The organism is Variovorax sp. Soil_C_33 (assembly GCF_057656935.1).
In genome coordinates, this window is sequence record NZ_JBDGJK010000003.1 from 21689 (window position 1) to 33720 (window position 12032).

Consider the following 12032-nt stretch of genomic DNA (forward strand, 5'->3'; position numbering starts at 1 on the left):
GGGCCCTTCATCGTCCAGCGGCCCTCAGGACTTGCGCAGACCCTGCAGCTTGGCAAAGGCGCTGGCCATCTGCCCTGCCGGCTGCGGCGCGTTGTCGCGGCGCGGGCCCTGCTGGCCGCGCCCTGCCCCTTCGAAGCGGTTCTCGCGCGGGCCGTCGCGCCGCGCCGGCGCCGCGTCGAGCTTCATCGACAGGCCGATGCGCTTGCGTGCCACGTCGACCTCCATCACCTTGACCTTGACGATGTCGCCGGTCTTCACGACCTCGCGCGCATCGTTGACGAACTTGTGCGAAAGCTGGCTCACATGCACCAGGCCGTCCTGATGCACGCCGAGGTCGACGAAGGCGCCGAACTGGGCCACGTTGCTCACGGTGCCCTCGAGCACCATGCCCTCGACCAGGTCCTTGATGTCCTCGACGCCGTCGTTGAAGCGCGCCACCTTGAAGTCGGGACGCGGGTCGCGGCCCGGCTTCTCGAGCTCGCCGAGGATGTCCTTCACCGTGATGACGCCGAACTTCTCGTTCGCGAACAGCTCGGGCTTGAGCGTCTTCAGCATCTCGGCGCGGCCCATCAGCTCGGCGATGGGCTTGCCGGTCTTCTCGATCATCTGCTCGACCACCGGATAGGTCTCGGGATGCACGCCGGTGAGGTCGAGCGGGTTGGCGCCGCCGCGGATGCGCAGGAAACCCGCGCTCTGCTCGAAGGTCTTGCCGCCGAAGCCGCTGACTTCGAGCAATTGCTTGCGCGTGGAAAATGCGCCGTTGGCCTCGCGCCAGCGCACCACCGCCTTGGCCACGCCGGCCGACAGGCCCGAGACGCGCGACAGGAGCGGCACGCTCGCCGTGTTGAGGTCGACGCCGACCGAGTTCACGCAGTCCTCCACCACCGCGCTCAGGGTGCGCGCGAGCTCGCTCTGGTTCACGTCGTGCTGGTATTGGCCGACGCCGATCGACTTGGGGTCGATCTTCACCAGCTCGGCCAGCGGATCCTGCAGGCGGCGCGCGATGCTCGCCGCGCCGCGCAGGCTGACGTCGACGTCCGGCATTTCCTGCGACGCGAACTCGCTCGCCGAGTACACCGAGGCACCGGCCTCGCTGACCACCACCTTGTCGACCTTCATCTCCGGCGCACCCGCCTGGGCCGCCATCTTCGCCAGCAGCTTGATCAGGTCGGCCGCCAGCTTGTCGGTCTCGCGGCTGGCGGTGCCGTTGCCGATCGCGATCAGGTTCACGCCGTGCTTGGCGCACAGCTTGCCGAGGGTGTGCAGCGAGCCCTCCCAGTCCTTCCGCGGTTCGTGCGGGAACACGGTGGCGGTGTCGACCAGCTTGCCGGTGGCGTCGACCACCGCGACCTTGACGCCGGTGCGGATGCCCGGGTCCAGGCCCATCACCACGCGCGGGCCGGCGGGCGCGGCCAGCAGCAGGTCGCGCAGGTTGTCGGCGAAGACCTTGATCGCGACCTTCTCGGCCTCTTCGCGCAAGCGCGTGAACAGGTCGCGCTCGGTCGAGAGCGACAGCTTCACGCGCCAGGTCCAGGCCACGCACTTGCGGATCAGGTCGTCGGCCGGACGAGCAGCATGGCTCCAGCCCAGGTGCAACGCGATCTTGCCTTCGGCGATAGACGGTTTGCCGGGTTCGGGCTCGACGGGCAGCACCAGCTTGGCATCGAGGATGTCCTGCGCGCGGCCGCGGAACACGGCCAGCGCGCGGTGCGAGGGCACGCGGCCGATCGGCTCGTCGTAGTCGAAGTAGTCGCGGAACTTGGCGATGTCGGCGTTGTTCTCGTCCTTGCCGGCCATCAGGCTGGACTTGAACAGGCCTTCGGCCCACAGCCATTCGCGCAGCCGCTGCACCAGCGCCGCGTCTTCGGCCCAGCGCTCGGAGAGGATGTCGCGCACGCCGTCGAGCACGAGCTGCACAGTCGAGAAATCGAGCCCGTCGGCGGCCGGCTTGACGAAGGCCGCGGCCTCCTCGGCGGGGTTCAGCGCCGGGTCGGCGAAGAGCTTGTCGGCCAGCGGCTCGATGCCCGCCTCGCGCGCCATCTGGCCCTTGGTGCGGCGCTTGGGCTTGTAGGGCAGGTAGAGGTCTTCCAGCTCCTGCTTGGTGGGCGCGGCGTCGATGGCGGCGCGCAGCTCGGGCGTGAGCTTGCCCTGCTCCTCGATGCTCTTCAGCACCGCCGCACGGCGGTCTTCGAGCTCGCGCAGGTACGAAAGGCGCGCCTCGAGCTCGCGCAGCTGGATGTCGTCCAGGCCGTCGGTGGCCTCCTTGCGGTAGCGCGCGATGAAGGGCACGGTGGCGCCCCCGTCGAGCAGATCGACGGCGGCCTTCACCTGGTGCTCGCCGACCTTGATCTCGGCCGCGAGCTGGCGAATGATTTTCTGCATGTCTGGGGAAGGTCCCTGGTCCGCGGCGCGCTTGGCGCCTGTCGGGTCAAGAGAAGAGAAAACGAAGCGCGGAAGTTTGCCATAGGGTGTCTCGCACAATGGCCCACCCATGCGTATCCTGAAGAAACTGCTGCGCGCCTTGGCCGCCGCTCTGCTCGTTCCCTTGCTGCTGTTCGAGGAATGGGGCTGGGAGCCGCTCGCCGCGCTGGCAGCGCGGCTGGCCCGCCTGCCGCTTTGGGCGCGGCTCGAACGCGCGGTGCAGGCCCTGCCGCCCTGGGGCGCGCTGCTGGTGTTCCTGGTGCCGGTGCTGATGCTGCTGCCGCTCAAGCTGCTCGCGCTGTTCCTGCTGGGCCGCGGCCATGCCACGAGCGCCTTGCTGCTGCTGGTGGGCGCCAAGCTGGCCGGCACCGCGGTCGTGGCCCGGCTGTTCCAGCTGGTCGAGCCGGCGCTGATGCGCATTCCATTGTTCGCGCGCTGGTATCCGCGCTGGAAGCAATGGAAGGATCGCGTGCTCGGCTTCGTGCGCCAGAGCGCGCCCTGGCGCACCGCCCGGCGCCTGAAGACCGGCACCCGCCGCTGGTGGCGCAGCCTGCGCCGAGCGGCTCGAGAATATTTCACCCGGGTAGATTGAAGGATTTGTTTTGTCCGGGTATTATTCGCGCCATGTCTTCCTCCGAATCCCCCCTCACCGCCTTCGCCGGTTTCAGGCGCATCGCTGCCGGCCCGCGGGCCGAGGTGATCGCCCTGCTGCGCGCCCGCGCCGATGAGCCGCCGGCTTTCGTATTCGACGACAGCACGGGCGAGCAGCTCGATCTCGATTTGCGCGAATCCGCCAACATCGTGTCCGATAACACCAAGCACGATGAACACACGGCGCGCAGCGTCGGCCGCCCCAAGCTGGGCGTGGTCGCGCGCGAAGTCACCCTGCTCCCACGCCACTGGGACTGGCTCAGCCGTCAGCCCGGCGGTGCCTCGGTGGCGCTGCGCCGGCTGATCGACGAGGCGCGGCGCGTGCATGCGGACCGCGACGCCGAACGCGCGGCGCGCGAAGCCACCTACCGCTTCATGACCGCGATCGCGGGCGACCTGCCCGGCTTCGAGGAAGCGGCACGTGCCTTGTTCGCCGGCGATCGCGCGCGCTTCGAGGAACTCGTCGCGCCCTGGCCCGAAGACGTGCGCCTGCATCTGCACAAGCTGGCGGCGAACGCCTGGAGCACCGAATGAACGGCGACACGCCGGCGACGACCGTCGTCGAACCGGTGCCGCCGGCTCCACACCTCAATCCGCGCGCCGCGGCGATGGCCTCGCGCCCGCTGTGGAAGACCTTCCTGTTCTTCCTCGCGCCGATGCTGCTCAGCAACATCCTGCAGTCGCTCTCGGGCACGCTCAACAACGTCTACCTGGGGCAGATGATCGGCGTCGGCGCGCTGGCCGCGGTGTCGAGCTTCTTTCCGGTGATGTTCTTCTTCATCGCCTTCACCATCGGCCTCGGCGCCGGCGCCTCGGTGCTGATCGGCCAGGCCTGGGGCGCGCACGAGCCCGAGAAGGCGCGCGCCGTGGCCGGCACCACGCTCACGGTGGGCGTGCTGTTCGCGCTCGCGGTCGCGGGGTTCGGCGGCACCTTCACGCAGCCGATGCTGGCGGCGCTGGGCACGCCGCCCGACATCCTGGCCGATGCCACGGCCTACGCACGCATCATCCTGATCGCGATGCCGGGCCTGTTCGTGTTTCTGCTCTCCACCGCCATGCTGCGCGGCGTCGGCGACACGGTGGCGCCGCTCTACACGCTGATGATCTCGACGGTGCTTGGCCTCGCGATCACGCCGGCCCTCATCCGCGGCTGGTTCGGCCTGCCGATGCTCGGCGTGGCGAGCGGCGCCTGGGCCACAGTGGTCTCCTTCGTGGTCGCGACCGCCTGGCTGGCCATTCACCTGCGGCGCAAGAAGAGTCCGCTCGCGCCGGATGCCGACTTCGTGCGCCATTTGCGCGTGCGGCCGGCGCTGCTGAAGGCGGTGCTCAAGGTCGGCGTGCCCACCGGCGTGCAGATGATCGTTGTCTCGCTGGCCGAGCTCGCGCTGCTGTCTTTCGTCAACGCCTACGGTTCCAGCGCCACCGCGGCCTACGGCGCGGTGAACCAGGTGGTGGCCTATGTGCAGTTCCCGGCGATCTCGATCGCGATCACCGCCTCGATCCTCGGCGCGCAGGCCATCGGCGCCGGCCAGGCGCAGCGCCTGGGCGCCATCACGCGCACCGCCCTGCAGATGAACCTGGTGCTGACTGGCGGCCTGGTGCTGCTGGGCTACCTGTTCTCGCGCCCGCTGATGGGCTTCTTCATCACCAGCGAGCCGGTGATCGAGGTGGCGCAGACGCTCTTGCACATCATGCTGTGGAGCACCGTGATCTTCGGCATGGGCGCGGCGCTGTCGGGGATCATGCGCGCCAGCGGCTCGGTCTTGGTGCCGACCGCGATCTCGATCTTCTGCATCGCGCTGATCGAGGTGCCGGTGGCGTGGTGGCTGAGCCATCGCATGGGGCTCAACGGGATCTGGATCGCCTACCCCGTGGCCTTCACCGCGATGCTGACGCTGCAAGCCAGCTACTACCGCTTCGCATGGCGCAAGAAGACGATCCGCAGGCTGATCTGAGCGCAGGCGGCGCGCGGCCCGTCCTGTACTCCTTCCGCCGCTGCCCCTATGCGATGCGCGCGCGCATGGCGATCGCCGCGAGCGGCCGGCGCTGCGAGCTGCGCGAAGTCGTGCTGCGCGACAAGCCGGCCGAGCTGCTGGCCGCCTCGCCCAAGGGCACGGTGCCGGTGCTGGTCGACGTGGACGGCACGGTGATCGACCAGAGCCTGGACATCATGCTGTGGGCCTTGCGGCGCAACGATCCCGAAGGCTGGCTGCAACCCGAACGCGCGACGCTGGACGAGATGCTCGCGCTCGTCGCCGAATGCGACGGCGAGTTCAAGCGGGATCTCGACGGCTACAAGTATCCCGAGCGGCATCCGGGCGCCGACACGGCAGCGCATCGCGCGCGCGGCGCCCTCTTCTTGATGCGGCTCGAAGACAGGTTGGCGGCCGCGCGATGCCTGCACGGCGACCATGTCGCACTCGCCGATATCGCGATAGCCCCGTTCGTGCGCCAGTTCGCGCAGGTCGATGCGGCCTGGTTCGACCAACAGCCATGGCCGCGCTTGAAAGCCTGGCTCGCGGCGCGTCTTCAGGCACCGCTGTTCGCGCGCGTGATGGACAAGCACCCGGCCTGGCGAAGCGGCCAACACGGCATCGACTTTCCGCCCTACTCGAACACCTCGTCCCCCGTCGGCTCGTAGTGCGGCACCGCATTCATCCGATGCCGCAACTGCGAGAGCTCCCAGTACATCCTCTTGCGCGCCCGGCTCTGGTTGCCCAGCGGCCGATGCTCGGCGATGGTGTGCCAGGGGTTGTAGGAAAGCCTCTTCGCGAATTCCATCTGCGCCGGCGAGTCGAAGGTCTGGCGCGGCAGGCGCAGCGTGGCCACGGTGATGCGCGGCGACAGTTTCTCCGGCCACAGCACGCCGGCGTTCTCGATCGGCATCCGATGCGGGTCGGTCTGCATCTGCAGCCGGATGTCGAACTCCACGTCGCCCTCGGCCAGCGAGGCCACCATGGCCTGGCGCAGGTAGTCGTCCGGCGGGCGCAGCGGCAGGCGCGGGATCGGCGTGCGCTTCTTCGTCTTCGGCCACACCGAGTATTGCATCGCCTGCCCCTCGCCCATCAGGTAGGGCACGCAGCTGAAGTACGGCGCCTCGAAGGGACTCGACTGCGTCTTGATGAAGAGTGACTGCATGATCAGGTCCAGCACATGCGAGTCGTGGAAGTTGACGAAGTAGAAGATCTGCGCGTTCTTCACGCTTTCGATCTGCAGCGCCGCGTTGGCCTTGGCGTCCGGCGTCACGAAGGTGGGCGTGGAAACGCCGAACATGTCCAGCGTGTGCTTCTCCTCCTCCATCAGCTTCGGTCCCGGCACGCCCAGGAGCTTGATGCTGATGCTCATGAAGCCGACGTCGTCGATGTCGGGCGTGATGTAGGGGCCGGGCCCCGAGAAGCGCACCCAGGCCCTGAAGGGCTGCGGCCTGGCGTAGATGCCGCGCTTCATGCGTTCCGGGATGTCCTCGTGCACGCTGAACTCGCCGCGCACGATGCCCTGTGTCTTGGTGTTGCCGCCGCGCTCGAAGCCGCCGGGCTTCCAGAGGTCGCCCATCTGCCGGGTGAAGCTGCGGACGATCGAATCGGTGAAGCTCTCTTCGTCGACCATGAGCTTTTCCTCCGCGATCGCGAGACCTTCGTCGGGCCGCCGGCTGTTGATCAGCGCCGTGGTCAGGCGCGCCAGCGGATCGCGCAGCACCGCGTCGAAGGCCGGGCGAAGGAAGGGGTCGAACCTGCGTTCCAGCCGCAGCAGGGCCATGCCCGAATCGCTGATGACGTTCTTCAGCAAGGAGCCCGTGTTGGCCCTGGGGGCGGGACGGCTGACATTGGAGGTCATGGTTGCACCTTTGACAGAAAGCGCAAGGCACGGATGCCGGGCAGGAAGAAGTAGGCGCCGCCCTGCACGGTCACGAATTGCGGCAGGCCCGTCAGGCGCCGGTCGGGCCCCGATGCCGCGGGCATCGAGAAGCCATCGGTCGGCGTGCCGTCGGCGCCGGGAAGGCGATGGCCGAGCAGCGGATCGCCCTCGCCGGCCAGGGCGTCGAACTGGGTGCCGGTCAGCCAGGCGCCTTGCACGAACTCGAACTGGCGCGCGATGTTGGCGCCCAGGCAGATGAAGTGCAGTCCGACGTCTTCACCCGGCGCGCCGCCGTATTCGCGGCCCCGGCGCAGCAGCCGGTGGAAACGCGTCGAGGCGATCAGGTCGCGGCGCAATGCGTTCGATCCGAAGCCGAGCCTGCGCACGAGGCGCGAGATGGGATCCGGCCAGCCGGGCGGCAGATCGGCATTGCGCGGATTGCTGCGGCGGATGTGCGCACCGAAGGGGCAGCGCAGGCCGTCCGCATCGCCGTCGTAGGTGAAGCCATTGAGCCGGTCGTCGCCCGCCGGCGCCACCAGCGGCTCGCCCTCCGCGGTGCGGCCGACCATCGCCTCGGCCAGGCTCTTGCGCAGGGCGGCGTCGCCCTGCGCCTGGCTGTCGATGAAACGCCAGAAGCCTTCGACGTCCTGTTGCAGCTGGCGGATGACCAGGTAGCTGCCGTTGCGCCCCAGATCGGCCTTGTCCGCGGCGTCTTCGGCGCGCGGCAGCAGCGCCGCGGGATCGCGCGCGCGGTCCAGCAGGGGCCGGTCGGTGTAGGCGCCGTATTCGTTCGGATAGCCGAGCAGGTACTCGCCGAGGCAAGAGAGGTTGGTGTATTCGAACTGCTCCTGGTCGTGCGCCGCGCGTTCGCATTCCCAGTCGATGCGCGGCTGCGAGATGCCGTCGCGGAACCCGAAGGGCTCGAAGCCGTCCATGTCCGAGGTCGAGAGGCGAGCCATCTGCTCGAAGCCCGCCGCGCATTGCGCAAGAACGGTCTGCAGCCAGGCGTCCAGAGCGCCGTGCTCGGCGTAGAGCATGACCAGCAGGTGCGGCACGTCCTCCTGCCGGCCGCCCCACCGCCAGCAGGCGGGATCGTTGGCACCGAGATCGCCCAGGCGCCGGGCGCGGCTCGAGTCGCTGCTCATGCCGGCAAGGAACTCGGCGGAAAAGCCGTCGACGATGTCAGGGGCCACGTCCAGCGCGTGCAGGCCGGCGCTGGTCAAGGCAATCTGCAAGGCCGTGCTCGGCGGCGGCTTGCGCAGAATGGCATTGGTGACCGGCGCGTTCGCGAGCCAGGCACGGGCGGCTTCGACATTGCGGATGCGCAGCAGAAGAAAGCAGGCCTGCGTCAGGTGCTTGTAGCCGAAGCGCACCAGGCCCTGGATGTCTTCGTACTCGATGCTCATAGCAGCCTCAGCCATGCGAGCACCTGCGCATCGCTCATCTCCACGCGCTCGTAGCCTTCGCGGATACGCCGGTTGCGGTCCAGGTCGGCCAGCGTGAGGCCGGGGTAGGCCTTGTACCAGACCTGGGTCGGCAACTGGTGCCCGCGCTGGTAGTACTTGAAGCGCAGCTCGTGGCGCGCACCGCCCTTGATGAGCCAGTCGGTGCGCGGCCAGCCGAAGCCGTTGCTGAAGATCAGGTTGAGGCCCCAGGCGACCTTGTTGATGAAGTCGTCCATGTAGCTTTCGTGGCTGCCGTCGTAGTTGCTCGCGAACAGCACGCGTGTCTTGTCGTCGAGGAAGACCCAGTGCGCGAAATGGATGGTGCGCACGCGCCCCAGGTGGCCGCGGCCGAACACGTGGCGGCAGGCGTAGGCGATCAGCACCAGCAGCAGTTGCACGAGGCCGCGCCGGAACCAGCCCGGCTTGACCGCGCCGAGCGCGGTGAAGCTGTTGCTCGGATCATGGTCTTCGAGCTCCTGCATCTCGCGCACAGCCGCTGCGCGCGGTCGCGGACAGTATTCGGGGTCGCGCTTCTCCTGGCGGCGCAGCAGCACGAGGAAGACCGGCAGCAGCAGGATCACCAGCGGCAGCAGCACCAGTCCGGCGAGCGGCAGGCCGATCGCATGGAGCAGATTGCGGATCTGCCAGCCGAGCGGCGTCGGCGCGGGCGGCGTCAGCACCAGGCGTCCGGCGGCCTGCTCGGCACGCGCGAAGGCCAGCAGTTGGCGCCGCATGGTTCGCGGATCGACGGCTGCCTCGCTCAGGCCGCGCGGTGCCCGCGCCGACAGGAGGCGCTGCAAGGCGCTCTCTTCGCGGATCTGCTGCACGGTGCGCCCGATCCAGTTGACGTAGGGCGCAGCCACCGGCCGGTCGTGCTCGATGAGCCAGTCGAGCAGATCGTCGCGCGGATCGAGGGCCCTGCAGTGCGAGAAGATGCGGCGCAGGCCCTCGCCGGCGCGCTGCACCAGCTCGGCCAGCTGCTCATCTCCGGGCCCGTCGCAGTCGCCCATGAATACCAGGTAGGTCGGCAGCTTCGGCCGCGGCAGGCCGAAGACTTCGAGGTCGGCCATGGTCGCGTCGCCGAGCACCGCGAAGCGCGCGAAATGCAATCGCGGGAAGGCGGCAAAAGGCAGCACTGCATTGGCAGGGTCGACCACGCCGGGCCTCACGTTCATGGTGTCCAGCAGTTTCCGCAGGCCCGCTTCGCGACCGGGAGAGATGGCTGCGACCACCATGAAGTGCGATTGAGGAGTCACCGCATCGGGGGTCTGTGGGTCCCTAGAATCTGAGGCAGAAATCGATCAGCCGCTCTTTGCCCCAGTACACCTTGCCGAGATAGAAACCCGGCGAGATCAGGCGAATCTCGTCGCGAATCCAGTGGGCCACCAGCGAGGTCTCGGAGTAGTCGAGCACGATGCACTCCTTCTGGTCCAGCCAGCTGTCGCCCTTGTAGACCTTGGCCACGATGGCCTGCACGCCGAAGGGGCTGACCTTGTTCTTCAGCACGCCCTTCTCGGCATCGAACACCTTCCCCTGCCAGCCGAAGAAGTTGATCATCCTGGCGATGGATTCGGTGTAGCGGGTCCCGGGCGCGATGATCGCGGTGCCCTCGGCTTCGCCCGAAGGGATGTCGCCCGGCGGGCTGGCGCGAAAGAGCTCGTCGAGCTGCTCTTGCGACATGTCGAGCAGTTGCTGTACGTCATAGGCCATGGGCATTCCCCTCGTGTGAAGACCCGTCGTTCACAAAGTGTCGGCCTTGGGTCAGGGGGCCGTCAATTTGCCGAAAGTGGTGTGCGCATCGCTGCGCTCAGCACTGCATCGGCCGCTTTCTCCGCGATCATGTAGACCGCGGCTGCCACGAAGAAACCGGGTATGCGCGGGAAGGCCGAGGCATCGACCACACGCAGCCGCGGCACGCCGTGCACGGCGAAGGCGCTGTCGAGCACGCCGCCCTCCTCGACCGGGCCGATGGCGCAGGAGCAAGAGGCGTGGTGGCCCCAGGCCGTGTTGCGCACATAGTCGGCCAAGGCCTCGTCGCTCTGCACGGCCGGGCCCGGCGCCAGTTCCTCGGCGATCCATCCCTTGGCGAGCAGCGGCGCCGTCATCCGGCGCACTGAGCGGATCGCCTGCACCACGGCACGCAGGTCCTCGCCGGCCTGGTCGTCGCCTTCCTCGAAATAGTGGAAGTTCACCAGCGGCGTGTCGCGCGGATCGGCCGAACGCAGGCGCACGGTGCCGGCGCGGTTTTGCGTATGCGCCTTCAGCACGGCCCAGGTCAGCTGGTCCTGCTGCTCGCGAACCTGCTTCGAGAAGCCGGGGAAGTAGCCTTCGAAGCGTGCCAGCAGCGCCATGCAGAAGAGGTCGGGCTCCTGCCCCGGCCGCTCGGCGGCGGTCGAGCGGCTCACCACCCCGAGCGCGGCGCCGTTGGAGGCATACATGCCCGAGCGTTCCTCGTGCCAGTGGCGCCACAGCGTGTCGTCGCGATCGAAGCGCGCGCCTTCCAGCACCTCCCAGGGTTCGCGCATGCGGTGCGTGACGGCGATCTCGTAGCGGTCCTGCAGGTTGCGGCCGACGCCGGGCAGGTTCTTCTGCAGCGCAATGCCGTGCGCCTCGAGTTCGGCGGCCGGACCGATGCCGGACAGCATCAGCAGCTGCGGCGTGTTGAATGCGCCGCCGCACAGGATCACCTCACGCCGCACGCGCACTTCGCGGCGCACGCCCTCCACGCTGCTCGGCGCCGCATGAGCCCGGTAGAGCCGTTTTCCTTTGAGGTACTCGATGCCGCAGGCCGCACCTTCGGCATCGAACAGGACACGCGTGGCCAGCGCGTCGAGCTCCAGCTGCAAGCGGCCCGGATGCCTGCCCGCCACATCGAGCAGCCGTTCGCGCACGCCGACCCGGCGGTGCTCCGAAGTCGAGAGCGGCGTGTAGCAGATGCCCTCGAAACTGCCGCGCCGCAAGCGGCGCGAATTCGGGTCGCCCAGTCCGCTGCGCAGCCAGCGCAGGGTGCTGAGCAAAGGCGTCGGCAGGCCGCTCGTGAAGACGCCGGCGGTGTCGCGCAGCACGTGCACCAGGCCTTCGTCGCCCAGCACCGACAGCGGGATCGACTTTTCGATGCGCAGCCAGCCGCCCCAGCCGTGCCCCGTCGGATCGAGCCCCACGTGGCGCAGGGTTCGCCAAACCGGCCGGTGACGGCAGTCTTCCACGCGCCGCGCGTAGCGGCGCATGCGCGAGGCGCGCCAGGAGCGGTCGCCGGTGAGCTGCGCGACATGGTTCCAGTCCTCATCGTGCGGCAGCATGAAGATCATCGCGTTGTGCGAGGTGCATCCGCCCAGCGCCGCTGCGCGCGGGTACAGCACGCCCTGCCCCGCTTCGTACTTCCAGTCCTTCGCCTGCCGGTCTTCGTCGGCGTAGTGGCGCACGCGAAAGTTCCAGCTCATCGCCGTGTTCTCGCAGGCGAAGGCATGGAAGGCCGGCACGTCGTAGTCCTCGGGCAGGCGTTCGCCAGCGACGCGCGGATCGCCTCCGGCTTCGAGCAGAAAGACGCGCATGCCGGCTTCGACCAGGCGAGCCGCGAGCGTGCCGCCGCCGGCGCCCGAGCCGACGATCACGTAGTCCCAGGCAGCTGATTCGGCATCGGACATGGCCTCGGCGCAGGTG

General features: G+C 68.6%; 10 protein-coding genes. 4 read left to right on the top strand and 6 right to left on the bottom strand.

Annotated features, from left to right (window positions below; all coding sequences use genetic code 11):
- Positions 1-24: 24 nt before the first annotated feature.
- Entirely contained in the window at positions 25-2382 is a 2358-nt protein-coding gene (locus AC3A6B_RS05460) for a Tex family protein (RefSeq protein ID WP_487835747.1), read from the bottom strand.
- 109 nt (positions 2383-2491) lie between these two features.
- Here AC3A6B_RS05460 and AC3A6B_RS05465 point away from each other — a divergent pair, with 109 nt between their 5' ends.
- The 4 genes from AC3A6B_RS05465 to AC3A6B_RS05480 all read left to right on the top strand — a co-directional run bounded on the left by AC3A6B_RS05465 (position 2492) and on the right by AC3A6B_RS05480 (position 5713).
- Positions 2492-3013: a hypothetical protein gene (locus AC3A6B_RS05465; RefSeq protein ID WP_487835748.1), complete on the top strand. Its 522-nt coding sequence runs from the start codon at positions 2492-2494 to the stop codon at positions 3011-3013.
- A 32-nt stretch (positions 3014-3045) separates the two neighbouring features.
- The gene (locus tag AC3A6B_RS05470; protein ID WP_487835749.1) at positions 3046-3606 is read left to right on the top strand and encodes a DUF2239 family protein; all 561 of its coding nucleotides are present in this window, start codon (positions 3046-3048) and stop codon (positions 3604-3606) included.
- A gap of 74 nt (positions 3607-3680) precedes the next feature.
- The gene (locus tag AC3A6B_RS05475) at positions 3681-5027 is read left to right on the top strand and encodes an MATE family efflux transporter (protein ID WP_487836129.1); all 1347 of its coding nucleotides are present in this window, start codon (positions 3681-3683) and stop codon (positions 5025-5027) included.
- Entirely contained in the window at positions 4994-5713 is a 720-nt protein-coding gene (locus AC3A6B_RS05480; protein WP_487835750.1) for a glutathione S-transferase, read from the top strand. Before AC3A6B_RS05475 ends, AC3A6B_RS05480 begins: the two co-directional genes overlap by 34 nt.
- Here the strand turns inward: AC3A6B_RS05480 and AC3A6B_RS05485 are convergent.
- The 5 genes from AC3A6B_RS05485 to AC3A6B_RS05505 form a co-directional block, all read right to left on the bottom strand.
- A complete protein-coding gene (locus AC3A6B_RS05485; protein ID WP_487835751.1) occupies positions 5680-6906 on the bottom strand; it encodes a catalase family protein in 1227 nt (408 codons plus the stop codon). The genes AC3A6B_RS05480 and AC3A6B_RS05485 overlap by 34 nt on opposite strands.
- Positions 6903-8348, bottom strand: coding sequence for a Dyp-type peroxidase (locus tag AC3A6B_RS05490; RefSeq protein WP_487835752.1), 1446 nt, complete (start codon positions 8346-8348; stop codon positions 6903-6905). The genes AC3A6B_RS05485 and AC3A6B_RS05490 overlap by 4 nt, the downstream gene beginning before the upstream one ends.
- Positions 8330-9547 carry a hypothetical protein gene (locus tag AC3A6B_RS05495; protein ID WP_487835753.1) on the bottom strand — a complete coding sequence of 406 codons (1218 nt, stop codon included), beginning with the start codon at positions 9545-9547 and terminating at the stop codon, positions 8330-8332. Before AC3A6B_RS05495 ends, AC3A6B_RS05490 begins: the two co-directional genes overlap by 19 nt.
- 103 nt (positions 9548-9650) lie before the next feature.
- Positions 9651-10082 carry a hypothetical protein gene (locus AC3A6B_RS05500; RefSeq protein WP_487835754.1) on the bottom strand — a complete coding sequence of 144 codons (432 nt, stop codon included), beginning with the start codon at positions 10080-10082 and terminating at the stop codon, positions 9651-9653.
- Between the two features lie 62 nt (positions 10083-10144).
- Entirely contained in the window at positions 10145-12016 is a 1872-nt protein-coding gene (locus tag AC3A6B_RS05505) for a GMC family oxidoreductase (protein ID WP_487835755.1), read from the bottom strand.
- Between the last annotated feature and the right edge of the window lie 16 nt (positions 12017-12032).

Excerpts from the sequence above, each read along its gene's own strand:
- AC3A6B_RS05505 (WP_487835755.1), bottom strand. The coding sequence starts at position 12,016 with ATGTCCGATGCCGAATCAGCTGCCTGGGACTACGTGATCGTCGGCTCG.
- AC3A6B_RS05470 (WP_487835749.1), top strand. The coding sequence starts at position 3,046 with ATGTCTTCCTCCGAATCCCCCCTCACCGCCTTCGCCGGTTTCAGGCGC.
- AC3A6B_RS05485 (WP_487835751.1), bottom strand. The coding sequence starts at position 6,906 with ATGACCTCCAATGTCAGCCGTCCCGCCCCCAGGGCCAACACGGGCTCC.
- AC3A6B_RS05500 (WP_487835754.1), bottom strand. The coding sequence starts at position 10,082 with ATGGCCTATGACGTACAGCAACTGCTCGACATGTCGCAAGAGCAGCTC.
- AC3A6B_RS05460 (WP_487835747.1), bottom strand. The coding sequence starts at position 2,382 with ATGCAGAAAATCATTCGCCAGCTCGCGGCCGAGATCAAGGTCGGCGAG.
- AC3A6B_RS05480 (WP_487835750.1), top strand. The coding sequence starts at position 4,994 with ATGGCGCAAGAAGACGATCCGCAGGCTGATCTGAGCGCAGGCGGCGCG.
- AC3A6B_RS05490 (WP_487835752.1), bottom strand. The coding sequence starts at position 8,348 with ATGGCTGAGGCTGCTATGAGCATCGAGTACGAAGACATCCAGGGCCTG.
- AC3A6B_RS05475 (WP_487836129.1), top strand. The coding sequence starts at position 3,681 with ATGGCCTCGCGCCCGCTGTGGAAGACCTTCCTGTTCTTCCTCGCGCCG.
- AC3A6B_RS05495 (WP_487835753.1), bottom strand. The coding sequence starts at position 9,547 with ATGAACGTGAGGCCCGGCGTGGTCGACCCTGCCAATGCAGTGCTGCCT.
- AC3A6B_RS05465 (WP_487835748.1), top strand. The coding sequence starts at position 2,492 with ATGCGTATCCTGAAGAAACTGCTGCGCGCCTTGGCCGCCGCTCTGCTC.